This window comes from Methylobacterium sp. FW102-HT35C08 (assembly GCF_058790235.1).
Map to the genome: position 1 here is coordinate 2754888 of NZ_JBYTCL010000002.1, position 24087 is coordinate 2778974.

The following is a 24087-nucleotide window of genomic DNA, read 5'->3' on the forward strand; positions in this document are numbered from 1 at the left end:
CGGGCGGTCAGATTGCCGCGAGGCCACGCTGCACGGCGGGCCTCGCCAGGATGCTTTCCAGCCATCGCGCCACGTTGGGCAGGGTGTTGATGTCGACGCCCTGCTTGAAGTTCAGCTTCGCCCACGTGAACGTCGCAATATCGGCGACGGAATACTCGTTCGCCAGATAGGCGCGGCCCTCCAGGCGCCGCTCCAGGACACCGTAGAGACGCTTGGCTTCCGCGGTGAACCGATCGATCGCGTACGGCACCTTCTCGGGCGCGTAGATCTTGAAATGGTGCGTCTGGCCGAGCATGGGGCCGAACCCCGCCACCTGCCAGAACAGCCACTCGTCCACGGCGACCCGGGCGCGCTCGTCCGTGGGATAGAACTGGCCCGTCTTCCGGCCGAGATATTGAAGGATCGCACCCGACTCGAACACCGAGATCGGCTGCCCGCCCGGGCCGTCGGGATCGACGATCGCCGGGATCTTGTTGTTGGGTGAGATCGCCAGGAAGTCGGCGGCGAATTGCTCGTTCTTGGCGATATCGACCGGAACGATCCGATAAGGGAGCGCGCACTCCTCCAGCATGATCGGAATCTTCCAGCCGTTCGGCGTACTCCAGGTATGGACGTCGATCGGCCGCCCGGACACCGCTGCCATGCTCTGCCTGCTCCTCGACCGAACTGTCGGCGGCGCGGCGGTCCTCCGCCGAGTTCGGACTACGCCCGCAGTGAAGACGATTTCCCTGCCGTGCTCAAGGGCAAGGCGAACGTGCGGCTCACGATTCCGAGATGCGGGGTCGTGCTTGTTGGCAGCGCCCGCAGCGGACTTGCCGGCGCCGCGACGGAGCGGCGAAACTCCCGTCCGTGCGTCGAGGCGACGCGAAAAAAGGGGTAGTTTGTTCGATGGTCGACCGTCTCGTGAGGATCGCGGCCCTGCTCGTGCCGCTGCTCGCCGTGCAGCCCGTTGTTGCCAAGGAGGCAACCACCAAGGCGCCGGCCACGTCCGAGGCGCCGGCCGCGCCGGCCGCGAAGCAGCCGAGCCCCGGCCAGACCGCTGCCCGAGACCGGCAGAAGAAATGCGGCGCCGAGTGGCGCGGCCTCACCGACGCGCAGAAGACCGCCCAGGGACCGAAATGGCCGCAGTTCTGGAGCAAGTGCAACAAGCGGCTGAAGGGCAACGACAAAGCGTGATTCGCGTGCGAACCGCAGAGCTTCCGGTTCGTTTCATCGCTTGATCTGCCAAGCGCCGGGGGGCGTGCGATGTTGACGGCTCGACACTGGCGACCCGATCCGAGCCCGATCCGGCATGGCTGAGGCCGCCGCCAGCGCGGTCCGACCGTCCGGATCGATCGTCGATCGGGCCGTGGGCGTCCTGGATGCCTGGGTGCCCGGGCCTGCGGCCTGGGCATTCGCCCTGCGGATCTGGATCGCCATGATGCTGGCCCTTTCGGCCGCGTTCTGGCTTCAGCTCGACAGCGCCTCTTCGGCGGCGACCTGCGTGGCCATCCTTGCCCAGCCGAAGCGCGGGCAGGCGATCTCGAAAGCGATCTACCGCCTGCTCGGCACGCTGATCGGCGCCGCCGTGTCGATCGTCGTGATGGCGCTGTTCGGACAGGACCGGGTCCTGCTGTTCGTCACGTTCACCGCGTGGCTCGGCCTCTGCGTGTTCGTCGCGCAGTATCTGCAGGATACCCGGGCTTACGGGGCGATGCTGTCGGGCTACACGGTGGCGATCATCGCGCTCGGCCAGATCGACGATCCGCAGGGCACCTTCGACGCCGCCGTGTCCCGTGTTGCCGTCATCGTGCTCGGGATCGTGGCGATCACCTTCATCAACGATGCGCTGGCTTCCCCGAGCACGTGGCGAACCCTGCTGCCGCAACTCCGGAACGCCTGCGACGGGACACGGGCTTACGCCCGCGAGACGCTGGCGGAGGGTGACCTCGGTGCGACCCGGACCGCCGCGCTGATCCGCACCATCGCGCCGATGCGAGCCGATGCCAGTGCCATCGCCGGGGAACTCGACGACGGCCGCCTCCGGGCCGCGGGCGCGCGGAGCTGCATCGCGGCGCTCTACGTGATGGCGGCGTCGGTCCGCACGGCGGCGGCCGCTGCCGCCCATCTGCGAAACCCGAGCCCGGCCGTGACCGAGGCCCTGGCGATCTGCCGGCGGGTCGCGGACGCGCCCGACCGCGAGGCCCTCGATCGGGACGACGAGCGCCTGCGCGACCTCGTGGACGCCGCGATTCGCGACGGCGATCGGCCCCTCGATGAGGTGGTGGTGCTGCAGCGGGCGCTGGATTTCGTCTGTGCCGCGACCTTCGCGCAAGACGGGATCCGCGCGGTCGCCGACGGACACGCCCCGCTGCGCGACGCCAGCCTTCCGACGCACCGGGACTTCCCGGTGGCCCTGCGCGGCGCGCTGCGGGTGGCGCTCGCCTTCGCGGTCACGGCCGCCACCTTCGTGGCGCTCGGCCTTCCGCAGGCCTCCTTCGCGCTGGTGCAGGTCGCGGCCACCGCGGCGCTCTCGTCGGTCACGCCGGACCCGAAGAAGTTCGCCAACGGTGTCGTCATCGGCATGACGATGGCGGCCACCTTCGCGGGCATCGCCCGGTTCGCGCTGCTCAACGGCGTCCAGGGCTTTCCGATGCTCGCCATGGTGATGGCACCGGTGATCTTCTTCGGCTGCTTCCTGTCGCTCAACCCGAAGACCTTCGGCATCGGCTTCATCGTGATCGTGTTCTTCCCGGTCCTACTCGGCCCGTCGAACCCGCAGACTTACGATGCTCTCACCTTCCTGCTGAACGCGTTCCTCGTCATCGTCGCCGCCGTCATCCTGTCGATCGTCGTCCGGCTCCTGCTTCCCGTGACGCCCGCACAGCAGCGGGTCTTCGCGCTCGATTCGGCCCGGCGGACCCTGGCCGACGCGCTCGTCGGCGAGGGCGGCGACGCCACCACACGCACCAGCCTAAATGCGGACCGCCTGTTCCAGTTCGCCGGCTACAGCTCGGGAAGCAGCGCCGTGCGGCGGGCGAGCCTGTCGCACGCCTTCGCCCTCGCCCGGCTGGAAGCGGCCGCCGCCCGCGCCCACGCGGAGCTGCGCCGGCTTTCGGCGGTTGGAGCACTCCGCGACGCGACTGCGCGTGCTCGCGCCGGGCTCGCAGCCGGCGACGACCGCGCCCTCGAAACGGCCGCCCGCGACCTGATCCGCGCCGCTTCGCGGCAGGGTCGACACGTGCGGCTCACCACGGCGCGCGCGGCCAGCGATCTGATCAGCGCGGCGCGAACCATCGCGCGCCACAGGCGGTTCCTCCATCGCCTCGACATTGCGCTATTCTGACGGACGGGTTCTCAAAAGACGGCCATGTACGAGGATATTCATATCGGCGGGGTTCTGATCTCCTCGTTTGTCGCCTATGCGCTCGCCGCGTTCGTGATCCTTCTTGTCCTGCGCTGGTTCTTCGCCCGCATCCGATTCAGCCGCTACGTTGCCAACGCCCCGCTCGCCGAGGCCGGCATCTACGTCTGCGTCCTCGCTCTTCTCATTGCGTTGGTCTGAATGCCCGAAACGACTGCCGACGAGGACGATCCCAAGACGCCCGCCCGGGAGCGCAAGGCGAGCCGGGCCGATTCCATTCCGGTCGTTCCGCGACGCGGCCGCGCCGCCAAGATCTTCCGGCTGGCCGCCACCGGGGTGATCCTCCTGGCCGCGTTCGTCGCGGCGGCCTTCGTCTGGGAATTCTACGTTGCGGCGCCGTGGACGCGCGACGGCACCGTCCGCGTGCAGGTCGCCAACATCGCCCCGCAGGTCGCCGGGCAGATCGTCGAAGTGCGTGTCCGCGACAACCAAGTCGTCCAGAAGGGCGACGTCCTCTACGTCATCGACCCGGTGGATTTCGAGGTGTCGGTCACGTCGGCGGACGCTGAGGTCAAGAACCGCGAGGCCGACCTCCAGGTGAAGAACGCGCAATCCGCCCGGCGGCAGGCGCTCACGACGGTGTCCACGTCGATCGAGGAGAAGCAGCAATTTGCCGGCACGGCCAAGATCGCCGAGGCGGCTCTGGAAAGCGCGCAGGCGCAATTGCGGCAGGCCAAGATCAACCTCGAACGGACGCAGGTGAAGTCCACGGTCAACGGACGCGTGACCAACCTGCTGATGCGGGTGGGGGATTACGCCCGCACCGGCACCTCGAACATCAGTGTCGTCGACACGGATTCGTTCTGGATCGACGGCTATTTCGAGGAGACCAAGATGCCCAACATCCACGCGGGCGACCGCGCCGACGTCAAACTGATGGGCTTCGACCCGCACCTGACCGGGACGGTGGACAGCGTCACGCTCGGCATCTCCACCGCGAACGCCGCCGCGAGCACCCAGGGACTGCCGGACGTGAACCCGGTCTACACTTGGGTCCGGCTGGCCCAGCGCGTGCCGGTGCGGATCCGCATCGACCGTGTCCCGCCCGATGTCCCGCTGATCGCCGGCATGACCGCGACCGTGGTGGTCAACGGCGGCCGCGCCCCGGCTCCGAACTGGTTCATGGACCTGCGGGAGCGCGTCTCGGCCCTGGCCACACCTGCGATGGGACCCACCGCAGAGGCCGACCGGCGCTGACGTCCGCCCGGATGTGACCGCGGCGCGATCCCCGGTGTTGTCTCCTCGAACGCCTCGTCGGGGACGCGCGCATGATCCGATCCGCAAGCCTGATCGCCCTCTTCCTGGTCGCGGGCAGATCCGCCCTGGCCGCTCCAGAGAAGGCCGCGGTATTCGACTTCCAGTTCTCGAACCTGTCACCGGTGCCGAGCGACAGGGCGGACACGGCGCGTCTGAAGCGGGTGAGCGCGCAATTGCGGGACCTGCTTCAGACGAAGGGTCTGTTCACTGTCGTCTCCGTCGACCCGGTCCAGGATGAGGTCGCCAAAAGTGCCGACCTGCGCCGATGCAATGGCTGCGCCGACGAACTCGCCCGTAAGCTCGGCGCCGATGTCGCGATCACCGGGGAGGTCCAGAAGGTCTCGAACCTGATCCTGAACCTCAACGTCTACGTAAAGCCCCTCGGCGGATCAGCGCCCGAGAAGGCCTACAGCGTCGACCTACGCGGCGACACGGACGAATCCTTCGACCGCGGCATCCGGTATCTGGTCGAGAACAATATGGGCGCCGGCAAGTGAGTCGCGCGCCAAGGAATATTTCGCAGTGTCGTAAGATCGATCCAAGTCATTGACCCGAAACGCGCCACCGGGTGGCCCCGTGCGCAAGGTGAGCCAAAAAGCAGTTTGCCGAGAAAATCGCTATTGACCGGTCCGGTGGACGGGCGCAGTCTCTTCCTGTGCTTAGCGAGAGCGGGCACGGACCGGCCGGAAACCTAGATGCGATCAGGTTTCGCAATGGTAACGGTTGCCGAGAAGCTGGAGGAGACAGGGATGACTCCACCGCAGCGCAACGCCGCCTAGACGGTTCAGGGACAGGTTCGGCCTGGAACTCAGCGGCACAACACGAACAGCCGGACGGACGCGGCTCCAGGGGCGCAGAAGCGGCCATGCATGGCACGTCTTCGAATGCGCGAAAGGCCCCACTTTGAGCCGTTCCGCCGCGGTTTCTATTGCGCCAGGATCTGTTCGTCCTTCACCTGCCCGGCATTGCCGTGGCGGGATCTCGTCGTGGCTTCGGGACGGTCGTGGTTGCGCGCGGCGGCAATCCAGCAGCCGCTTCCGCCTGTCATCCCGGGGCCGCCTTCGGTGCCCCGAAATGACGGTGTGGACTGCCCGGCGTGACGTTGATGCGGGCGGAGGCAGTCCGGCAGCCGCTGCCACCGATCATCCCCGGGCCGCGCAGCGGAGCCCGGGATCCAGACCCGCCGACGTGCCAGATCTTGGCAGAACCGCGTGTCTGGATTCCGGGCTCGCCTGCGGCGCTCCGGAAAGACGGTGCGGATCGCCCGGCTTAGAACGTCGAGGCGGACACGACCCATCCGAGGGGTCGCTTCGAAGGCTTCTCGTCGGGCGATGTTACTCGATACCGAGCTTCGCCTTGAGCAGCGCGTTCACCGCGGCCGGGTTCGCCTTGCCGCCCGTCGCCTTCATGGTCTGGCCGACGAACCAGCCGAGGAGCGTCGGCTTTTCCTTCGCCTGGGCAACCTTGTCGGGATTGGCCGCGATGATCTGGTCGACCGCCGCCTCGATGGCGCCGGTATCGGTGACCTGCTTCATGCCGCGGCTCTCGACGACGGCGCGCGGGTCGCCGCCCTCGGTCCAGACGATCTCGAACAGATCCTTGGCGATCTTGCCGGAGATGACGCCCTCGCCGATGAGGTCGATGATCGCGCCGAGCTGGTCGGCCGAGACCGGGGTCGCCTCGATCGAGAGCCCTTCCTTGTTCAGGCGGCCGAACAGCTCGTTGATCACCCAGTTGGCCGCGGCCTTGCCGTCACGACCCTTCGCCACCGCCTCGTAGTAGTCGGCGGAGGCGCGTTCAGCGACGAGCACGCCGGCATCGTAGGGCGAGAGGCCGAATTCGGACACGAACCGCGCCTTCTTGGCGTCCGGCAGCTCCGGCAGCCCCTTGGCGAGGGCATCGACGTAGGCCTGGTCGAATTCCAGCGGCAACAGGTCCGGATCCGGGAAATAGCGGTAGTCGTGCGCCTCCTCCTTGGAGCGCATCGAGCGGGTCTCGCCCTTGCCCGGGTCGAACAGGCGCGTCTCCTGATCGATCTTGCCGCCATCCTCCAGGATCGCGATCTGGCGGCGCGCCTCGGTCTCGATCGCCTGGCCGATGAAGCGGATCGAGTTGACGTTCTTGATCTCGCAGCGCGTGCCGAGCGGCTCGCCGGGGCGGCGCACCGAGACGTTCACGTCGGCGCGGAGCGAGCCCTTCTCCATGTCGCCGTCACAGGTGCCGAGATAGCGCAGGATCGTGCGCAGCTTGGTCACGTAGGCCTTGGCCTCCTCCGACGAGCGCAGATCCGGCCGCGAGACGATCTCCATCAGCGCCACGCCCGACCGGTTGAGGTCGACGAAGCTGCGCGTCGGGTCCTGATCGTGCAGCGACTTGCCGGCATCCTGCTCGAGGTGCAGGCGCTCGATGCCCACGGTGATCGACGAGCCGTCGATCATGTCGACCAGCACCTCGCCCTCGCCGACGATCGGGTCCTTGTACTGCGAGATCTGGTAGCCCTGCGGCAGGTCGGGGTAGAAGTAGTTCTTCCGGTCGAACACCGAGCGCAGGTTGATCTTGGCCTTGAGGCCGAGGCCGGTCCGCACCGCCTGGGCGACGCATTCTTCGTTGATGACCGGCAGCATCCCGGGCATCGCGGCATCGACCAGGGAGACGTGGTCGTTCGGTTCGCCACCGAACTCGGTCGAGGCGCCTGAGAACAGCTTCGCGCGGCTCGAGACCTGGGCGTGGATCTCCATGCCGACGATCACCTCCCAATCGTGGAGGCCGCCCTTGATCAGCTTCTTGGGGTCGACGGGTGCGTTCATGGTCGGTCCGGGCCGGGATGTGATGCGGTCTCCGCACGATCCGATTCACAACCTCATCCTGAGGTGCCGCGCAGCAGCCTCGACGGAGGGCTCCAGGGATCGCGCGGAGCCTGGAGGGCTCCTTGGAGGCCCGCTTGCGCGGTCACCTCAGGATGAGGTCACGGGTGGGATCGCGACGGAAGCCGACGTCCTGTTCTGGCGAAGCACTTACGGGCCGCTCCGCGAAAAGATCAAGCGCGGCGTCCGACCGCTCGACGGGCGCCGTAGCCGAGGATCGCCCAGAGCAGCGCCGCCACGGCGCGGACCGGGAAGAAGGTCGGCCCGTCATGGGTGATCGGGGCAGGCCACGGGATGCCGGCCGCGCTCACCGCGTAGGAGAACAGCACCGAGAAACCGAGCGCCGCGATCGCCGCGATGAACACCTTGCCGAACTGGCTCGCCGTCCAGCCGAGATACAGGGCGACGACGATCAGCGCCGGGTCGAACCCGGCCCAGATCCAGACCGTCCAGGGATAGAATGGGACGGTCATGCCCACCACGGCTCGGGCAGGGCGGTGCGGCCCGCCGAATCCTCAATCACCTGGGCAACGGCGAACAGGGTCTCCTCATCGAACGGGCGGCCGATCAGCTGCAGCCCCAGCGGCAAGCCCTGGCCGTCGAGGCCGGCCGGCACGGCGATCCCCGGCAAGCCGGCCATGTTCACCGTGACGGTGAAGACGTCGTTGAGGTACATCTCCACCGGATCGGCCGAGGCCTTCTCGCCGATGCCGAAGGCGGAAGAGGGCGTGGCCGGCGTCAGGATCGCGTCGACCCCGTTCGCGTAAGCCGTCTCGAAGTCGCGCTTGATCAGCGTGCGGATCTTCTGGGCCCGGACATAGTAGGCGTCGTAGTAGCCGGCCGAGAGCACGTAGGTGCCGATCATGATCCGGCGCTTCACCTCGCGGCCGAAGCCCGCCGCGCGGGTGTTCTCGTACATCCCGGCGATGTCTTTGCCGGGCACCCGCAGGCCGTAGCGCACGCCGTCGTAGCGGGCGAGGTTCGAGGACGCCTCGGCCGGCGCCACGATGTAGTAGGCCGGCAGCGCGTAGGACGTGTGCGGCAGCGAGATTTCCTTGATGGTCGCGCCGGCCGCCTTCAGCCACGCCGCGCCCTCGTCCCAGAGCTTCTGGATCTCGGCCGGCATGCCGTCGACCCGATATTCCTTCGGGATGCCGATCGTCAGGCCCTTCACGCCGCGGCTGACGGCGGCCTCGAAGTCGGGCACCGCCAGGTCGGCGCAGGTCGTGTCGCGGGCGTCCGAGCCGGCCATCGAGCCGAGCAGGATCGCGCAGTCCCGGACCGTGCGGGCGATCGGGCCGGCCTGGTCGAGCGACGAGGCGAACGCCACCGTGCCCCAGCGCGAGCAGCGGCCGTAGGTCGGCTTGATCCCGACCGTGCCGGTGAAGGCCGCCGGCTGGCGGATCGAGCCGCCGGTATCGGTGGCGGTGGCACCGAGGCAGAGCCGCGCGGCGACGGCGGCGGCGGATCCGCCCGAGGAACCGCCGGGCACGAGCGGCGCGTCGGAGCCCTTGCGCCGCCAGGGCGAGACCACGTTGCCGAAGGCGCTGGTCTCGTTCGACGAGCCCATGGCGAACTCGTCGAGGTTGAGCTTGCCCAGCATCACGGCGCCGTCGCGCCACAGATTGGCGGACACGGCCGATTCGTAGTGGGGTTCGAAATTCTGGAGGATCTTGGAGCCAGCCGTCGTGGTCACGCCCTGCGTGCAGAACAGGTCCTTGATCCCGAGCGGGATGCCCTCGAGCGGCCGGTCCTCGCCGGAGGCGATCTTCTTGTCCGACGCGTCGGCCATCGCGAGCGCGCGGTCGGGGGTTTCCAGGAGATAGGCGTTCAGGGCGCGGGCCTTGGCCATCGCGTCGAGATGCGCCTGCGTCAGCTCGCGTGCCGAGATCCGCTTCGCCTTCAGGGCGTCGCGCGCCTCGGCCAGGGTAAGTTCGTTCGGATTCACGCTGTTCACGTCCTCGCGCGCCACCGCGCGCCTGCCCGCCAGAAAACCGGTCCGTCAGGTCCGGGCCGAGTTCGGCCTACTCGACCACCTTCGGAACTAGGAAGAAGTTGTCTTCGGTTTCGGGCGCGTTGGCGACCACGTCGGAGGCGCGGCCGCCATCCGTCACCACGTCCTCGCGCTTCTTCATCGCCATCGGCGTCACCGACGTCATCGGCTCCACGCCGGAGACATCGACGGCGCCGAGTTGCTCGACGAAGGCCAGGATCGCGTTCAGCTCGCCCTCCAGCGGCCCGACTTCGTCGTCGGTGACCGCGATCCGCGCCAGATGCGCGATACGCCGAACCGTCTTCTCGTCGACCGACATGCCGTCCCGTTCGTCCCTATCCGGGAGGTGTCTCCCGGGATCGGTCGGGCTATAGCACCGGCCTTCGACGCGCCGCAACGCGGGCGCGCCGGGTCATCCGGTCGGCTGCCCGCAGATTTCGGAGCCGGCTCGAAGCCCCACGCCGCGAAGCCGGGCCGGGATCAGATCCGTGCCTCAAGTCACCACGTGATTCGGCTTCACCGACATCTCGATGGTGATCCCGGGCTGCCGGACAGGCTGGAGCATCGATTGCGCGAAGCCGAGGACGAGGATCTCAAATGCGAGCAGGAGCATCCAGCACTGCTTGCGGGACATCGTCGGCGCGCGCTGGGGCGGGGCAGCTGGGGAGAGCAGGCCGGTCGACAAGGCGGACACCCGTGGCAAGGTTTAACGAAGCATTAACTTACCTATTCGCGAACGGCTCCGCGCACACCGGTGGTGATCTACGGAGCCGCTCAAGGCTGTGGACGACGGAGCGGGATCGATGTGGGAGCAGGTGTTCACCAGCCTGGCGCCGGGGTTCACGGCGGAGGACGCGGCGCTCGACCGCGCCGCCGAGCAACTGGGCTTTGCGCTCCCCGCCTCGTACCGCGCCTTCTGTCAGGCCTGCGGCATCGGTCTGGCGGGCGGGCAGTTCCGCATCGCCGTTCCGGCGCCCTTCGAGGCGAGCGATCTCGTGACTCAGGCCGGGATCATTGCCCACAGCGTCGGCGCTGCCGTGACGATGCTGGAGACGGGAGGCGAGCCTCACCGGTTCGACGTCGAGGGTGGCGACGCGAGCATCATCGAGCGTGCCTGCTTCTTCGGCGTGGCCGAGGATGGCGGCTTCCTGTTCTGGGACGTGTCCGGCACCGGCGAGGAATACGATATCTGGCTGCTCGCGCCGGATCTGGAGGCGATCCGGTTCGGCGGCGAGAGCCTGATCGACTTCTTCGGCCGGGTGACCGGTCCGTCCGCCGCCCTGGTGCTCGGACCCGGCACCGAGCCCCTGCCGGCCCGGTTCGAGGGCTTCTCGGAAGCGATTCTGGCGCGTGGGACACAGGCGGAATCATGAATCACGACGCGATCCGCGCCTTCTCGACGGCCTCCCGCGGCGGCGCGCGCCTCATCGGCATCGACCTCGGCACCAAGACGATCGGGCTCGCCCTCTCGGACCTGGGACGCCAGATCGCGACGCCGCTGGAGACGATCCGGCGGGTCAAGTTCACCCCGGACGCGCAGCGCCTCGCCGCCCTGTGCCGCCAGCACGCGGTCGGCGGCCTCGTGGTCGGCCTGCCCCTCAACATGGACGGCAGCGAGGGGCCGCGGGTGCAATCCACCCGCGCCTTCATCCGCAATCTCGCACCGATCCTGCCCCTGCCCCACGTCTTCTTCGACGAGCGCCTGTCGACCGCGGTGGTGACCCGGGCGCTGATCGAGGCCGATGCGTCCCGGGCACGGCGCGGCGAACTCGTGGACAAGCTCGCCGCCGCCTACATCCTGCAGGGCTGCCTCGACGTGATGCGCCACCTCGCCGACGTCGACGCGGATCCGCTCACCGACTGACGAGGGAGACGGTGCCGCTGCCGTGCCGCTCGATCCGGCCGTCGAGCTCCAGTTCCAGCAGCACGGTCTGAACCACCCGGGCACCGACGCCGGCGCTGCGCGCCAGCTCGTCGGCCCCGACCGGGCTCGGGCCCAGTAAACCGATGATGCGTGCGCGATCATCGGCCGGCTCCGGCGCAGCGTCGTCGAGGCCGGCCTCCACCGGCCGCATGAGCAGATCCCGGGCGGTGCCGGTCTCCGCGGTCAGCGCGTCGAGATCGATCTCGTCCCAGAAGTCCGGTTGCTCGGCGAAGTCCGGTCGGTCCCGGTCCGGCGCGGCCTCCGGCGCCGGACCCTGCTCGATGATCGGGCCGATCACATCGAGGACATGCTCGACCTCGGAGACGAGGGTGGCGCCCTGGCGGATCAGGTCGTTGGTGCCCTCCGCGCGCGGATCCAGCGGCGAGCCCGGGACGGCGAACACCTCGCGGTTCTGCTCCAGGGCGAAGCGCGCGGTGATCAGCGAGCCGGACCGCCGTGCCGCCTCGACGACGATCGTCCCGTAGGACAGGCCCGAGATGATGCGGTTTCGCCTCGGAAAGTCGCGCCCGCGCGGCACCCAGCCCATCGGCATCTCGGCCAGCACCGCCCCGCCCTCCCCCAGGATCGCATCGACCAGGCCGGCATGGCTCGCCGGGTAGATCCGGTCCTGCCCGCCGGCCATCACCGCGACGGTGCCGGTCGGCAGGCTGGCCCTGTGGGCGCGCGCATCGATCCCGCGGGCGAGCCCCGAGACGACGGTGAGACCGGCCTCGCCCAAGCCGCGGGCCAGTTTCTCGGTGAAGGCCAAGCCGGCCATGGAGGCATTGCGCGAGCCGACGAGGGCCACGGCCGGGCGGTTCAGGATGGCGGCCCCGCGCAGGGCGAGCAGCGGCGGCGCCGCATCGGTCTGCTGAAGAAGGCGCGGATAGTCCGCCTCGCCGGTGGCGACCAAGCGGCCGCCGATCCGGACCAGGGCGGCAAGCTCGTCCGCGGCCTCGATCCGGCTCGGCGGTGCGATCCGCCGGCCCTGGCGGCGGCTGAGGTCCGGCAGCGCGTCGAGGGCTGCGGCCGCGCCCCCGAACCGGTTGACGAGCGTGCGGAACGTGCGCGGCCCGACCCCATCGGTGCGGATCAATCGCAGCCAGTCGAGCCGCTGGGCGTCGGTCAGCTGCATGCATCCCCCAAGGACCGCGCGTCACGCGCGTGCGTTCAGCCCTTCTGGCCGATGCGCCCCTCGGTGCCGGACGCGAGTCGGCGGATGTTGGGCGCGTGCTTCCACCATAGCAGCACTCCCATGAGGAGGAACAGCAGAGCTTGCGCCGGTGCGCCGAGCGCCCACAGTACGACAGGTGTCGCGGCCGAGGCGGCCAGTGCCGCCAGTGACGAATACTTGAGCGCGAAGGCGAGACCGAGCCAGATGATTGCAAAGATCCCGAGCGCCGCCGGGCTGAAGGCGAGCAGAACGCCGATGAACGTCGCCACGCCCTTGCCGCCCTTGAATCCCAACCAGACCGGGAACAGGTGTCCGAGGAACGCGCCGAGGCCCGCCGCGAGCGCCGGGCCCTCGCCCAGGTTCCTGGCGATCAGGACGGCGGCTGTGCCCTTCAGGGCATCGCCCAGCAGGGTTGCGGCCGCGAGTCCTTTCCGGCCGGTCCGCAGGACGTTGGTGGCGCCGATATTGCCCGATCCGATCGCCCGCACATCGCCGAGCCCGGCGAAGCGGGTGAAGATCAGCCCGAACGGGATAGAGCCCAGCGCGTAACCCAGGGCCAGGCCGCCGAGGGCGGAAGCCGTCGCGAGATCCGGCAGCATCACGCGGCCGCCGCGAAGTCGTCGACGGCGTGGACGATCCGTCCGCCGACCAGCGTCAGCACCGCCGCACCCTGCAGCCGGGCCTCATCGAAGGGCGAGTTCTTCGAGCGGGATTTCAGCCGGCGCTTGTCGAGCACGTAGGGCAGTTCCGGATCGATCAGCACCAGATCGGCCGGCGCTCCGGCGGCCAGCCGGCCGGCGTCGCGGCCGAGGATGCGGGCCGGGTTCACGGTCAGCGCGGTGATGAGCTTCGACAGGGCGAGATCGCCGGTATGGACGAGGCGCAGGGACGCGCCCAGCAACGTCTCGATCCCGAGGGCGCCGTCCGCCGCCTCCGCGAAGGGCAGGCGCTTGGTCTCGACGTCCTGCGGGTTGTGATCGGAGACGACGACGTCGATCACACCCTCGCCGAGCGCCTGGACCACGGCCTGGCGATCGACCTCGTGGCGCAGCGGCGGCGAGAGCCGGCAGAAGGTCCGGTAATGGCCGATGTCGTTCTCGTTGAGCACGAGGTTGTTCACCGACACGCCGCAGGTGACCGCAAGGCCGTCCTGCTTGGCCCGGCGCACGATCTCCACCGAATCGGCGCAGGAGATCATCGCGGCGTGGTAGCGGGCCCCGGTGAGCCGGACGAGGCGGATGTCCCGCTCCAGCATGACGGTCTCGGCCTCGCGCGGGATGCCCATCAGGCCGAGGCGCGAGGCGAGCTCGCCCTCGTTCATCACGCCCTCGGCGACGAGATCCGTATCCTCGACATGCTGCATGATCAGCGCGTCGAAGTCCCGGGCGTAGGTGAGCGCGCGCCGCAGCACCTGGGCGTTCGACACGGCGCGCAGGCCGTCCGTGAAGGCGACCGCGCCGGCTTCCTTGAGCAGGCCGAATTCGGTCATCTCCCGGCCGGCCAATCCCTTGGTGATGGCGGCGGCGGGCAGGACGTTGACGCTCGCGGTGTCGCGGGCGCGCCGGAGCACGAAGTCGACGATGGCCGGCCCGTCGATCACCGGGTTGGTGTCGGGCATGCAGACCAGGGTGGTGACACCGCCCGCCGCCGCGGCGGCGCTCGCCGAAGCCAGGGTCTCCCGGTGCTCGGCGCCCGGCTCGCCCACGAAGGCGCGCATGTCGATCAGCCCCGGGACGAGCACCCGGCCGGCGCAGTCGATCCGCTTGGCATCGCCCGGCGCGCCCGGGGCGGCCCCAGACGCGACATCGCTGATGCGGCCGTCGCGGACCAGGACCGCGCCGGCGGTCTCGGCACCGGTCTCGGGATCGAGCAGGGTCGCGTTGGCCAGAAGGTAGCTGCTCACAGGGGCGCCCTCGCGGAAGATGCCGTGCCGTCGAGGCGCATGGCCAGCCCGGCGGCCGCCATATGGGCCTTGGCCTCGGCGACGCTCGCCTGCCCGAAATGGAAGATCGAGGCCGCCAGCACGGCGCTCGCGCCGCCCTCGGCGACACCGGCAACGAGATCGTCGAGCCCACCGACGCCGCCGGAAGCGATCACCGGCACGTGGACGGCGTCGCTGATCGCCCGCGTCAGGGCGAGGTCGTAGCCGGAGCGGGTGCCGTCCTTGTCCATGGAGGTGACCAGCAGCTCGCCCGCGCCCTTCTCGGCGACGAGCCGGGCGAAGGCCACCGCGTCGATCCCGGTCGGGTCGCGACCGCCATGGGTGAAGATCTCCCAGGCCGCAGGCTCGCCGGGCCGGGACACGCGCTTCGCGTCGATCGCCACCACGATGCACTGGGCGCCGAACTTCTCGGCGGCGCGGGCGACCAGATCCGGGTCTTTCACGGCCGAGGTGTTGATCGCGACCTTGTCGGCCCCGGCCAGCAGCAGGGCGCGGACGTCCTCGACGGTGCGCACGCCGCCGCCCACGGTGAGCGGCATGAAGCAGGCCTCGGCGGTGCGGCTGACGATGTCGAGCAGCGTACCGCGGGCCTCGCGGCTCGCCGTGATGTCGAGGAAGCACAGCTCGTCAGCGCCGGCCGCGTCGTAGACTTTGGCGGCCTCGACCGGATCGCCGGCGTCGCGCAGGCCTTCGAAGCGCACGCCCTTCACGACGCGCCCGTCCTTCACGTCGAGGCAGGGGATGATGCGGGTCTTCAGCACGGGCGGCGTCTCATATCGCGGGCCTCAGGATATCACGCCGCCGAGCCACGCGCCGCAGCGATCGCCGCCAAGGCCGCCTCCGGATCGATTCGGCCGTCGTAGAGGGCCCGCCCCGTGATGGCGCCGGCGATGAGCGCGCAATCCGGCTGCAACAGGCGATGCACGTCGTCGATCGACGCGAGGCCGCCCGAGGCGATGACGGGGATGCGCACGGCTTGGGCGAGTGCCAGGGTCATCTCGACATTGAGGCCCTTCAGGATGCCGTCGCGGGCGATGTCGGTGTAGATGATCGCCGCGACGCCCGCGTCCTCGAACCGGCGCCCCAGCTCCTCCGCGGTCATGCTGGAGGTCTGCGCCCAGCCCTCGACCGCGACGCGGCCGTCCTTGGCGTCGATGCCGACCGCGATCTTGCCGGGATACTTGCGGGCGGCCTCCCGGACGAAACCAGGGTCGCGCACGGCCGCGGTGCCGATGATCGCCCGGGCGACGCCCTTGCTCAGCCAGCCCTCCAGGGTCTTCATCTCGCGGATGCCGCCGCCGAGCTGAACCGGGATCGTCACGCGCGCGAGGATCGCATCCACCGCCTCCGCGTTTCGCGGCGCGCCCGCGAAGGCGCCGTCGAGATCGACCACGTGGAGCCAGGGGAAGCCCTGCGCCTCGAAGATCGCGGCCTGGGCGGCCGGATCGTCGCCGAAGACCTTGGCCTGCGCCATGTCCCCCTGGATCAGGCGGACGCAACGCCCCTCCTTCAGGTCGATCGCCGGGTACAGGATCACGGGCGTTTCTATCCTTCTTGCCGGAGCCGAACGGCGCTCACGGGCGCCAGTTCAGGAAATTCGCGATCAGCGCCAGGCCGAGCCGCTGGCTTTTCTCGGGGTGGAACTGCGTGCCGGCGACATTGTCCCGGGCGACTAGAGCGGTGACCGGGCCGCCGTACTCGGCGCGCGCCACGACATCGTCCGGCCGCTCGGGCGTCAGCGCGTAGCTGTGCACGAAATAGGCGTGCAGCCCGTCCTCGCCGGTGGGAATGCCGGCCAGCAGCGCGTGGTCGCGCTCGGCCCGCAGGGTGTTCCAGCCCATATGGGGGACCTTGAGGGCCGGGTCCGACGGCCGGATCGGGCCGACATCGCCGGGGATCCAACCAAGGCCCGGCGTGGTGGTATATTCGAGCCCCCGGGTTGCCAGGAGCTGCATGCCCACGCAGATCCCGAGGAACGGGCGCCCGGCCTCATGGGCGACCTGCGTCATCGCCTCGACCATGCCGGGGACGGCGTCGAGCCCGCGGCGGCAATCCGCGTAGGCGCCGACGCCCGGCAGAACGACCCGGTCGGCCCCCGCCACGACCTCCGGGTCCGAGGTCAGGCAGATCCGCGCGTCGCGCCCGCTCTCGCGGGCGGCGCGCTCGAAGGCCTTGGCGGCGGAATGGAGGTTGCCCGACCCGTAATCGATGATCGCGACGATCTCGGCACTCATGCGCGTCTCGCCCGCAGATTCATCGGGCGCCTTCCTGGGCAGGGAATAGGCCGATCACCGGCTCGGCGCGCCGGCTCGGGCCGCTGGGGAATGGCGGGCGCGGCGCATTCGGGCTCGCCTCAAGCCACCGGCCGATCGCGCGGGCCTCCGCCTCCTCGGGCGTCGCCGCGATGACCGCGTCACGCACCGGCCAGCCGCGCCGCGCCAGCGTCCAGCGGCGCAGGCTCGACGCTTCGAGCCCGATCAGCCATGCGGCCAGCAGCGTGGCGATCAGCCCGGCGCCGGTGGGCAGCCCGAAGGCGACGCCCGCGCCAGCCAACGCGACCAGGCCGACGAGTACGGCCAGCGCCGCAATCCACAGCCGGCGGTACAGGAACCACAGAACGGTGAAGGCGAAGGCCGGCCATACGAAGCCGTCCGGCACGAGCACGGCCCGGTCCAGGCCGATCGACTCGCCCGGCCGCGCATCGGCGGGCAGGTGGAGCGTGTAGCTGCGCATCCGCATCACGGGACTCCGGCTAGGTCGCTCCACGCAGGCCGGAGGGCCGAACGGAGCGTGACGACGACAGGTCTACAGGGAGCCCTTCGTGGAGGGAACGCGTCCCTCCTCGCGCGGATCGATCGCCACCGCCTTCCGCAAGGCGCGCGCCAATCCCTTGAAGCAGCTCTCGGCGATGTGGTGCGCGTTGTCGCCGTACAGGGTCTCGACATGGAGCGTCAGCCCGGCGTTCATCGCGAAGGCCTGGAACCACTCGCGCACCAGTTCGGTGTCGAAATTGCCGATCTTCTCCACCCGGAAGGCGGTGCGGAACACGAGGAACGGTCGACCGGAGATGTCGACGCAGACCCGGGTCAGCGCCTCGTCCATGGGCAGGTGGATGTCGGCGTAGCGCGTGACGCCGCGCTTGTCGCCGAGCGCCTTGGCGAAGGCTTGGCCCAGCGCAATGCCGCAATCCTCGGCCGAATGATGCTGGTCAATGTGGAGATCGCCGTCGACCTTCACGTCCAGATCGAACAGGGCATGCCGCGCCAGCAGATCCAACATGTGGTCGAGGAAGCCGATGCCGGTGGCGATCGTCGATCGCCCGGTCCCGTCGAGCGTGACCGTGACCGCGATATCGGTTTCCGCGGTCTTCCGGCTGATGGTGGCGCTACGCATTTCGGTCTGGACTTCGTGACTGGGGCGGCACCGGCCGCCCGCGCCTTCTAGAGGGACTTTCTCCGGAATGGAAAGGGTGCGTGCCTATCCTTGCAGCACCCGACCCGCCACGGCATCAAGCTTGGCGAGCAGCGCGGGGTCGCGGACAGACGGCGCGGTCATGATCGCCCCGTCGAGCGCCCGGTGCGAACCCGCCGGGCAGGGCTCGCGCTCGGCCGGGAAGTCGCGCGCCAGCCGGGATACCAGCCGGGCCGCCTTGTCGGCGTTGGCGCGGGCGACCGCGATGACGGAGGCCACGTCGACGGCGTCGTGGCCGGGGTGCCAGCAATCGTAATCGGTGACCATCGCGATGGTCGCGTAGGTGATCTCCGCCTCGCGGGCGAGCTTGGCCTCGGGCATGTTGGTCATGCCGATCACGTCGAAGCCCTGCGCCTTGTAGGCCCGAGACTCGGCAAGTGACGAGAATTGCGGTCCTTCCATGCAGACATAGGTGCCGCCGCGATGCACCGCGATGTCCTCAGCCCTGGCGGCATTCGCGATCCGCGCCTGCAGGCCCGGGCCGACCGGATGAGCCAGGGAGACGTGGGCGACGCAGCCGTCGCCGAAGAACGAGGAGGCGCGCCCGTGCGTGCGGTCGGCGAACTGGTCGACGAGCACGAACTGGCCCGGCGGCAGCTCCTCGCGGAACGAGCCGCAGGCCGAGAGCGCGACGAGATCGGTGACCCCGGCCCGCTTCAGCGCGTCGATATTGGCGCGGTAGTTGATGCCCGACGGCGAGAGCCGGTGCCCCCGCCCGTGCCGGGCCAGGAACACGACCTGGGTGTCGCCGATCCGCCCGATGCGCAGGGCATCCGACGGCTCGCCCCAGGGTGAGGCGACCCGCTCCTCGCGCACGTCTTCCAGACCCGGCAGGTCGTAGACGCCGGACCCACCCATCACCCCGAGGACCGCTGCCGTCATGCCTGTCTTCCTGCATTGTCAGCGACGCTGCGCGAGCGCCGCGTTCCCCTGCACGCCCTCATCCTGAGGTGCCGGAGCGAAGGAGGCCTCGAAGGAGACCTCCAGAAGGCGCGGCGATCCCTGGAGCCCTCCTTTGAGGCTGCTGCGCAGCACCTCAGGAGGAGATCGTGGATGGGAAGACCCGTCTCCCGCCAGCCGATCGTCGCGGCGGCCGACCGGTAGCATGGGGGACACGCCCAAAAAAGATGGGCCCCCGCGAGGGAGGCCCATCCGTGTCGCCGATCGTGGAGCGGCGCTTCAGTAGGTCTTGTGCAGTTCCGGCTGGAGGCCGTGGACCTCGCCGCCGACATCGGCCCAGACCTTCTTCTTCACGTAGTAGAGCAGCCCCGACAGCACGATCAGGAACAGGATCACCCGGAAGCCGAGGGCCTTGCGGTCCATCATGTGCGGCTCGGCCGTCCACATCAGGAAGGCCGCGACGTCCTTGCCGTACTGATCGACCGTCTCGGGGACGACCGGCTGGCCCTGGTCGTTCTTGGGATAGCTCACCTGCCCGTCGGTGATCGGCGGCGGCATCGCGATGATGTGGCCGGGATAGTACTTGTTGTAGTGGCCGCCATCCGGAACCGTGAAATCCTTCGGCGGCTCCTCGTAGCCGTTGATCAGGGCGTGGATGTAGTCGGGCCCCTGCTCCGAATAGCCGATGAACGGCAGCCAGTCGGTCAGGAAGTACAGCGAGCCGCGGGAGAAGGTCCGCGCCTTGGCGATCACCGAGAAATCGGGCGGCGCCTTGCCGCCATTGGCAGCGGCCGCCGCCTGGTCATTCGGGAAGGGCGGCGGGAACGTGTCGGCCGGTCGGCCGGGCCGGTCGAACATCTCGCCGGAATCGTTGGGCCCGTCCTTCACCTGATAGGTCGCCGCCAGGGCCTTGACCTGTCCGGCCGAGAAGTCCGGCCCGCCCTCCTGCGCGAGGTTGCGGAACGAGACCAGCTTCATCGAGTGGCAGGAGGAGCAGACCTCCTTGTAGACTTGGAAGCCGCGCTGCAGCTGCGCGGTGTCGAAGCGGCCGAACACGCCGGCGAAGCTCCAGTTGATGCGGGCCGGGATCGGCCCGCCATGGCCTTCCTGGGCGCAGACCGGCGCTGCGGCGCCGATCAGCAGGACCGCCAGGGCGGCAGCGGCTTTGGTCGGGAGGACGCGGGTCATCATCATGGTCCTGTCGTCAGCCCGTCAGCCCTTGGTGGTCGGAGCGGCAGCGGCGCCCGCCGGCATGCCGGATCCGCTCACCTGCTTGCCCGGCCCGGTGACACTCTCGAGGATCGAGCCGGGGAGCTTCTTCGGCGTCTCGAACAGGCCGCAGAGCGGCATGACGATCAGGAAGTGCGCGAAGTAGTAGGCGGTGCAGATCTGCGACGCGATCACGTAGCCGCCCTCGGGAGGCTGCGAGCCGAGCCAGCCGAGCAGCAGGGTCGCCCCGACGAAGGCCCAGAAGAACTGCCGGTAGATCGGCCGGTAGTTGCAGGAGCGGATCCGCGACGTGTCGAGCCACGGCGCGAAGGCCAGGATGATCACCGCCGAGAACATCAGGATCACGCCGCCGAGCTTGCTCGGGACCGCGCGCAGAATCGCGTAGAACGGCAGGAAGTACCATTCCGGCACGATGTGCGCGGGCGTCACCGCCGGGTTCGCTTGGATGTAGTTGTCGGCGTGGCCGAGATAGTTCGGCTGGTAGAACAGGAACCACGAGAACAGGATCATGAACACGCAGACGGCGAACACGTCCTTGATCGTCGCGTAGGGCGTGAACGGCACCGCGTCCTTGCCGGACTTGATCGGGATGCCGACCGGGTTGTTCTGGCCGGTGACGTGCAGCGCCCAGACATGCAGCACGACGACGCCGGCGATCATCCACGGCAGCAGGTAGTGCAGCGAGAAGAAGCGGTTCACCGTCGGGTTGCCGACCGAGTAGCCGCCCCAGAGCAGCGTCTGGATCGTGTCGCCCACCACCGGGATCGCTGCCAGGATGTTGGTGATGACGGTGGCACCCCAGAAGCTCATCTGACCCCAGGGCAGCGTGTAGCCGAGGAAGGCGGTCGCCATCATCAGCAGGTAGATCACGACGCCGAGGATGTAGAGGACCTCACGCGGGGCCTTGTAGGACCCGTAATAGAGGTTGCGAAACATGTGCAGGTACACGGCGACGAAGAACATCGAGGCGCCGTTGGCATGCGCGTAGCGCAGCAGCCAGCCGTAATTCACGTCGCGCATGATCTTCTCGACGGAGTTGAAGGCGCCCGTCGCCGAAGGCTCGTAATGCATCGCCAGCCAGACGCCGGTGACGATCTGGATCCCGAGGAAGGTGATTAGGATCGCCCCGAAGGTCCAGAAGTAGTTGAGGTTGCGGGGGACCGGGAAGGCCACGAACGAGGAATGCACCAGCCCGGCGATGGGCAGGCGCGCCTCGAACCATTTGGCCGCGCGGCTCTTGGGGACGTAAGTGCTGGCCGTTCCGCTCATGCTTCCGTCCTTCCCTCAGGCCGCTTCCTTGCCGCCCTCGCCGATCCGGATTTTCGCGTCCGTCTCGAAGGCGTAGGGCGGGATCGGCAGGTTGATCGGCGCCGGTCCGTGGCGCACGCGTCCCACCGCGTCGAATTGCGAGCCGTGGCACGGGCATGCCCAGCCCTCGAAGTTGCCCTGGTGGCCGATCGGCACGCAGCCCAGATGCGTGCAGTTGCCGTACACCACCAGCCACTGATCGTGACCGTTCTTGACGCGCGTCGTGAAGGCGGCCGGATCGATCATCGCCGAGAGCGGGACGGACTTCATGTCGCCCACCTCCTTCTCGGTGAGCTTGCGCACAAAGATCAGCTTGCCGCGCCAGAAGACGTTGACGATCTGCCCGTCCTGGATCGGCGTCAGGTCGACCTCGATCGGCGCGCCGGCGGCGATCGTCTCGGCATCGGGTGCCATGGATGAGATCAGCGGCCAGGCCGCGGCCGCGGCCCCCACCGCCAGCCCGGCGCCGGTAGCTAGGTACAAGAAGTCACGACGGCTGCCCTCAGGCCCGGAGGCCGCGGGAGCGGCTGCTGATGTGTTCGCCAAGATTCGGAACTCCATGCGTCGGCGTTAGGGCCGCAGGCGCCCTGCCCTGAATTCCCGGTCTGGCCAGGATCAAAGCATTATCGTTCTAAACCGAGCAATGAGACCGTCTGCCGCTCCCGAGTCAAGCGGCCGTTTGCACCGCAGCGATAAAGCCCGGACACGATTGTCCTGATATGTTGCCGGCTCTCGGCACGTCAGGCGACGGCGCTGTCGTAGCGGGCCGTCCCGTCGTCGAGAAAGCCGCCCGATTGGCGCGACCACAGGCCGGCGTAGACGCCGCCCTGCGCGACGAGCTCGGCATGGGTCCCCTCCTCGATGATCCGACCCTGGTCGATCACCACCAGCCGGTCGAGGGCCGCGATGGTCGACAGGCGATGCGCGATCGCCAGCACGGTCTTGCCGGCCATCAGCGTGTCGAGCGACTCCTGGATCGCCGCCTCGACCTGACTGTCGAGGGCCGACGTGGCCTCGTCCAGGATCAGGATCGGCGCGTCCTTAAGCATGACGCGGGCGATGGCGATGCGCTGGCGCTGTCCGCCGGACAGCTTGACCCCGCGCTCGCCGACCTGAGCGTCGTAGCCCCGCCGGCCCTTGTGATCGACGAGATCGGCGATGAAGCTGTCGGCATGCGCCAACCGGGCGGCATGCTCGATATCGGCTTGGCTCGCGTCCGGCCGGCCGTAGGCGATGTTCTCGCGGATCGACCGATGCAGGAGAGAGGTGTCCTGGCTGACCATCGCGATGGACTCACGCAGGGATTGCTGCGTGACGGCCGCAATGTCCTGCCCATCCACGAGGATGCGCCCGCTCTCGACGTCGTAGAGGCGCAGGAGGAGACCCGCGAGGGTCGACTTGCCGGCCCCGCTGACGCCCACAAGCCCGACCTTCTCGCCCGGACGGATGGTGAGGGAGAAATCCTCGATCACCGTGGCGTCGCCGCGGCCGTAGTGGAAGCCGACATTCTCGAACCGGACCTCGCCGCCGGCGACGGTGAGCGCGCGCGCGTTCGGCGCGTCGATCAGCCCGTGCGGCCGGGCCATCGTCTGCATGCTCTCCTGCACGACCCCGACATTCTCGAAGACGCCGCGGACGGTCTGCATCACCCAGCCGGACATGGCGATGAGCCGCAGGACCAGGGCGAGACCCGCCGAGGCCTCACCGGTGCTCATCCCGCCTCGCTGCCAGAGGACGAGGCAGGCCGCGCCCGTGGCGATCAGGAGCGCGCTGTTGAGCAGGCCGAGCAGGCTGGTCGTCAGCGTCACCAGCCGGAACTGATGCAGGTAGGCGTCGGTGTGAACTTCGACCGCGTCGCGCACCGCCGCCCGTTCCTCGCGGTCGCGGGCGAACAGCTTGACGGTCAGGATGTTGGTGTAGCTGTCGACGATCCGGCCGATCAGGGTCGAGCGGGTGTCGGCCGTCTTGTGCGAGCGCGCCCGCGCCCGCGGCACGAACCACGTGGTCAGGGCGGCATAGGCGGCGATCCAGAGCAGCACCGGCAGAACGAGCCACGGCGAGATCGCGCTGAACAGCCCGACCGCGGTGATCGCGTAGATCGCCACGTAGAGGAGCGTGTCGATGAAGACGACGGCGAGTTCCCGCACCGCCGGTCCCACCTGCACGACGCGGTTCGCGAGCCGCCCCGAGAAGTCGCCCTGGAAATACGAGAGTGCGTGCCCGAGCGTGTAGAGATGCGCCCGCCACCGGATCTGGCTGGTGGATTGCGGCACGACGAGCTGGTTCGACAGCACCTCGTGCGCCCAGATCGACAGGGGCCGGATCACCGCGACGAGCAGGACGACCAGACCGAGTTCGACTGCGTGGTCCGACAGAACCGTGGCCCGATCGGCCGCGCCGAGCAGGTCGATGAACCAACGCATTACCAGATAGAGCGACGCCTCGACCGTGCCGGCGATCACCGCGATGACGAACAGAGCCGCGAGGGCGGCGCGGATCGGCCGCAGGTAGAACCAGGCGAAACCGAGGACGGACCGCGACGGCATCCGCGTCTCGTCGAAGGGCGCGAACGGGTCGACGCGGCGCTCAAGCCAATCCAGGAACATGTCTACGGGGGCGTG

General features: G+C 69.0%; 26 protein-coding genes. 7 read left to right on the top strand and 19 right to left on the bottom strand.

Features of this window, described 5'->3' with window-relative positions:
• Positions 1-7 precede the first annotated feature (7 nt).
• On the bottom strand, positions 8-643 hold the full coding sequence (locus AC3WSN_RS13105) for a glutathione S-transferase N-terminal domain-containing protein (RefSeq protein ID WP_192710835.1): 636 nt from the start codon (positions 641-643) through the stop codon (positions 8-10).
• Between the two features lie 245 nt (positions 644-888).
• Here AC3WSN_RS13105 and AC3WSN_RS13110 point away from each other — a divergent pair, with 245 nt between their 5' ends.
• From AC3WSN_RS13110 to AC3WSN_RS13130, 5 genes are all read left to right on the top strand, one after another.
• Complete coding sequence (locus AC3WSN_RS13110) at positions 889-1176, top strand: hypothetical protein (protein WP_492538474.1); 288 nt, start codon at positions 889-891, stop codon at positions 1174-1176.
• A 115-nt stretch (positions 1177-1291) separates the two neighbouring features.
• Positions 1292-3325 carry an FUSC family protein gene (locus AC3WSN_RS13115; RefSeq protein WP_492538476.1) on the top strand — a complete coding sequence of 678 codons (2034 nt, stop codon included), beginning with the start codon at positions 1292-1294 and terminating at the stop codon, positions 3323-3325.
• A 24-nt stretch (positions 3326-3349) separates the two neighbouring features.
• Positions 3350-3544: a DUF1656 domain-containing protein gene (locus tag AC3WSN_RS13120; protein ID WP_192710838.1), complete on the top strand. Its 195-nt coding sequence runs from the start codon at positions 3350-3352 to the stop codon at positions 3542-3544.
• Positions 3545-4600: an efflux RND transporter periplasmic adaptor subunit gene (locus tag AC3WSN_RS13125; RefSeq protein ID WP_492538478.1), complete on the top strand. Its 1056-nt coding sequence runs from the start codon at positions 3545-3547 to the stop codon at positions 4598-4600. It abuts the gene before it with no gap.
• A gap of 71 nt (positions 4601-4671) precedes the next feature.
• Positions 4672-5157, top strand: coding sequence for a DUF3280 domain-containing protein (locus AC3WSN_RS13130; protein ID WP_492538480.1), 486 nt, complete (start codon positions 4672-4674; stop codon positions 5155-5157).
• An 837-nt stretch (positions 5158-5994) separates the two neighbouring features.
• On the opposite strand, the gene gatB is transcribed toward AC3WSN_RS13130, so the two are convergent.
• The 5 genes from gatB to AC3WSN_RS13155 form a co-directional block, all read right to left on the bottom strand.
• A complete protein-coding gene (gene gatB, locus AC3WSN_RS13135) occupies positions 5995-7467 on the bottom strand; it encodes an Asp-tRNA(Asn)/Glu-tRNA(Gln) amidotransferase subunit GatB (protein WP_192710841.1) in 1473 nt (490 codons plus the stop codon).
• 230 nt (positions 7468-7697) lie between these two features.
• On the bottom strand, positions 7698-7997 hold the full coding sequence (locus AC3WSN_RS13140) for a hypothetical protein (RefSeq protein ID WP_192710842.1): 300 nt from the start codon (positions 7995-7997) through the stop codon (positions 7698-7700).
• Positions 7994-9472 carry an Asp-tRNA(Asn)/Glu-tRNA(Gln) amidotransferase subunit GatA gene (gatA, locus tag AC3WSN_RS13145; protein ID WP_492538482.1) on the bottom strand — a complete coding sequence of 493 codons (1479 nt, stop codon included), beginning with the start codon at positions 9470-9472 and terminating at the stop codon, positions 7994-7996. Before gatA ends, AC3WSN_RS13140 begins: the two co-directional genes overlap by 4 nt.
• A gap of 76 nt (positions 9473-9548) precedes the next feature.
• Complete coding sequence (gene gatC / locus AC3WSN_RS13150; RefSeq protein WP_492538484.1) at positions 9549-9836, bottom strand: Asp-tRNA(Asn)/Glu-tRNA(Gln) amidotransferase subunit GatC; 288 nt, start codon at positions 9834-9836, stop codon at positions 9549-9551.
• A gap of 174 nt (positions 9837-10010) precedes the next feature.
• Entirely contained in the window at positions 10011-10151 is a 141-nt protein-coding gene (locus AC3WSN_RS13155; RefSeq protein WP_492538486.1) for a hypothetical protein, read from the bottom strand.
• 169 nt (positions 10152-10320) lie between these two features.
• Between AC3WSN_RS13155 and AC3WSN_RS13160 the strand changes: the two genes are divergently transcribed.
• Complete coding sequence (locus AC3WSN_RS13160; protein ID WP_492538488.1) at positions 10321-10890, top strand: SMI1/KNR4 family protein; 570 nt, start codon at positions 10321-10323, stop codon at positions 10888-10890.
• Positions 10887-11381: a Holliday junction resolvase RuvX gene (gene ruvX, locus AC3WSN_RS13165; RefSeq protein ID WP_192710847.1), complete on the top strand. Its 495-nt coding sequence runs from the start codon at positions 10887-10889 to the stop codon at positions 11379-11381. The genes AC3WSN_RS13160 and ruvX overlap by 4 nt, the downstream gene beginning before the upstream one ends.
• Here the strand turns inward: ruvX and dprA are convergent.
• The 13 genes from dprA to AC3WSN_RS13230 form a co-directional block, all read right to left on the bottom strand.
• On the bottom strand, positions 11371-12576 hold the full coding sequence (dprA, locus tag AC3WSN_RS13170; RefSeq protein ID WP_492538490.1) for a DNA-processing protein DprA: 1206 nt from the start codon (positions 12574-12576) through the stop codon (positions 11371-11373). The genes ruvX and dprA overlap by 11 nt on opposite strands.
• A gap of 35 nt (positions 12577-12611) precedes the next feature.
• Positions 12612-13214 (bottom strand): glycerol-3-phosphate 1-O-acyltransferase PlsY, encoded by a 603-nt coding sequence (gene plsY, locus AC3WSN_RS13175; protein WP_492538492.1) that lies wholly within the window; start codon positions 13212-13214, stop codon positions 12612-12614.
• Positions 13214-14518 carry a dihydroorotase gene (locus tag AC3WSN_RS13180; RefSeq protein WP_492538494.1) on the bottom strand — a complete coding sequence of 435 codons (1305 nt, stop codon included), beginning with the start codon at positions 14516-14518 and terminating at the stop codon, positions 13214-13216. The genes plsY and AC3WSN_RS13180 overlap by 1 nt, the downstream gene beginning before the upstream one ends.
• A complete protein-coding gene (gene hisF, locus AC3WSN_RS13185) occupies positions 14515-15318 on the bottom strand; it encodes an imidazole glycerol phosphate synthase subunit HisF (RefSeq protein ID WP_192710851.1) in 804 nt (267 codons plus the stop codon). Before hisF ends, AC3WSN_RS13180 begins: the two co-directional genes overlap by 4 nt.
• Positions 15319-15350: 32 nt before the next feature.
• The gene (gene hisA / locus AC3WSN_RS13190) at positions 15351-16094 is read right to left on the bottom strand and encodes a 1-(5-phosphoribosyl)-5-[(5-phosphoribosylamino)methylideneamino]imidazole-4-carboxamide isomerase (RefSeq protein WP_492538496.1); all 744 of its coding nucleotides are present in this window, start codon (positions 16092-16094) and stop codon (positions 15351-15353) included.
• A 37-nt stretch (positions 16095-16131) separates the two neighbouring features.
• The gene (gene hisH / locus AC3WSN_RS13195) at positions 16132-16791 is read right to left on the bottom strand and encodes an imidazole glycerol phosphate synthase subunit HisH (protein WP_492538498.1); all 660 of its coding nucleotides are present in this window, start codon (positions 16789-16791) and stop codon (positions 16132-16134) included.
• Between the two features lie 19 nt (positions 16792-16810).
• A complete protein-coding gene (locus AC3WSN_RS13200) occupies positions 16811-17290 on the bottom strand; it encodes a DUF2628 domain-containing protein (protein ID WP_492543107.1) in 480 nt (159 codons plus the stop codon).
• Between the two features lie 72 nt (positions 17291-17362).
• Positions 17363-17950 (bottom strand): imidazoleglycerol-phosphate dehydratase HisB, encoded by a 588-nt coding sequence (hisB, locus tag AC3WSN_RS13205; protein WP_492538500.1) that lies wholly within the window; start codon positions 17948-17950, stop codon positions 17363-17365.
• Between the two features lie 84 nt (positions 17951-18034).
• On the bottom strand, positions 18035-18910 hold the full coding sequence (locus AC3WSN_RS13210; RefSeq protein WP_492538502.1) for an S-methyl-5'-thioadenosine phosphorylase: 876 nt from the start codon (positions 18908-18910) through the stop codon (positions 18035-18037).
• 297 nt (positions 18911-19207) lie between these two features.
• Positions 19208-20122 (bottom strand): cytochrome c1, encoded by a 915-nt coding sequence (locus AC3WSN_RS13215; RefSeq protein WP_192710857.1) that lies wholly within the window; start codon positions 20120-20122, stop codon positions 19208-19210.
• 18 nt (positions 20123-20140) lie between these two features.
• Positions 20141-21427, bottom strand: coding sequence for a cytochrome b (locus AC3WSN_RS13220; protein ID WP_192710858.1), 1287 nt, complete (start codon positions 21425-21427; stop codon positions 20141-20143).
• Between the two features lie 15 nt (positions 21428-21442).
• Positions 21443-22027, bottom strand: a complete 585-nt coding sequence (petA, locus tag AC3WSN_RS13225; RefSeq protein WP_192710859.1) for a ubiquinol-cytochrome c reductase iron-sulfur subunit — start codon at positions 22025-22027, stop codon at positions 21443-21445.
• Positions 22028-22206: 179 nt separating this feature from the next.
• Entirely contained in the window at positions 22207-24072 is a 1866-nt protein-coding gene (locus AC3WSN_RS13230; protein ID WP_492538505.1) for an ABC transporter ATP-binding protein, read from the bottom strand.
• Positions 24073-24087 lie beyond the last annotated feature (15 nt).

Coding starts and splice junctions, on each gene's coding strand:
- AC3WSN_RS13105 (WP_192710835.1), bottom strand. CDS start 643: ATGGCAGCGGTGTCCGGGCGGCCGATCGACGTCCATACCTGGAGTACG.
- AC3WSN_RS13110 (WP_492538474.1), top strand. CDS start 889: ATGGTCGACCGTCTCGTGAGGATCGCGGCCCTGCTCGTGCCGCTGCTC.
- AC3WSN_RS13115 (WP_492538476.1), top strand. CDS start 1,292: ATGGCTGAGGCCGCCGCCAGCGCGGTCCGACCGTCCGGATCGATCGTC.
- AC3WSN_RS13120 (WP_192710838.1), top strand. CDS start 3,350: ATGTACGAGGATATTCATATCGGCGGGGTTCTGATCTCCTCGTTTGTC.
- AC3WSN_RS13125 (WP_492538478.1), top strand. CDS start 3,545: ATGCCCGAAACGACTGCCGACGAGGACGATCCCAAGACGCCCGCCCGG.
- AC3WSN_RS13130 (WP_492538480.1), top strand. CDS start 4,672: ATGATCCGATCCGCAAGCCTGATCGCCCTCTTCCTGGTCGCGGGCAGA.
- gatB (WP_192710841.1), bottom strand. CDS start 7,467: ATGAACGCACCCGTCGACCCCAAGAAGCTGATCAAGGGCGGCCTCCAC.
- AC3WSN_RS13140 (WP_192710842.1), bottom strand. CDS start 7,997: ATGACCGTCCCATTCTATCCCTGGACGGTCTGGATCTGGGCCGGGTTC.
- gatC (WP_492538484.1), bottom strand. CDS start 9,836: ATGTCGGTCGACGAGAAGACGGTTCGGCGTATCGCGCATCTGGCGCGG.
- AC3WSN_RS13155 (WP_492538486.1), bottom strand. CDS start 10,151: ATGTCCCGCAAGCAGTGCTGGATGCTCCTGCTCGCATTTGAGATCCTC.
- AC3WSN_RS13160 (WP_492538488.1), top strand. CDS start 10,321: ATGTGGGAGCAGGTGTTCACCAGCCTGGCGCCGGGGTTCACGGCGGAG.
- ruvX (WP_192710847.1), top strand. CDS start 10,887: ATGAATCACGACGCGATCCGCGCCTTCTCGACGGCCTCCCGCGGCGGC.
- dprA (WP_492538490.1), bottom strand. CDS start 12,576: ATGCAGCTGACCGACGCCCAGCGGCTCGACTGGCTGCGATTGATCCGC.
- plsY (WP_492538492.1), bottom strand. CDS start 13,214: ATGCTGCCGGATCTCGCGACGGCTTCCGCCCTCGGCGGCCTGGCCCTG.
- hisH (WP_492538498.1), bottom strand. CDS start 16,791: ATGAGTGCCGAGATCGTCGCGATCATCGATTACGGGTCGGGCAACCTC.
- AC3WSN_RS13200 (WP_492543107.1), bottom strand. CDS start 17,290: ATGCGCAGCTACACGCTCCACCTGCCCGCCGATGCGCGGCCGGGCGAG.
- hisB (WP_492538500.1), bottom strand. CDS start 17,950: ATGCGTAGCGCCACCATCAGCCGGAAGACCGCGGAAACCGATATCGCG.
- AC3WSN_RS13210 (WP_492538502.1), bottom strand. CDS start 18,910: ATGACGGCAGCGGTCCTCGGGGTGATGGGTGGGTCCGGCGTCTACGAC.
- AC3WSN_RS13215 (WP_192710857.1), bottom strand. CDS start 20,122: ATGATGATGACCCGCGTCCTCCCGACCAAAGCCGCTGCCGCCCTGGCG.
- AC3WSN_RS13220 (WP_192710858.1), bottom strand. CDS start 21,427: ATGAGCGGAACGGCCAGCACTTACGTCCCCAAGAGCCGCGCGGCCAAA.
- petA (WP_192710859.1), bottom strand. CDS start 22,027: ATGGAGTTCCGAATCTTGGCGAACACATCAGCAGCCGCTCCCGCGGCC.
- AC3WSN_RS13230 (WP_492538505.1), bottom strand. CDS start 24,072: ATGTTCCTGGATTGGCTTGAGCGCCGCGTCGACCCGTTCGCGCCCTTC.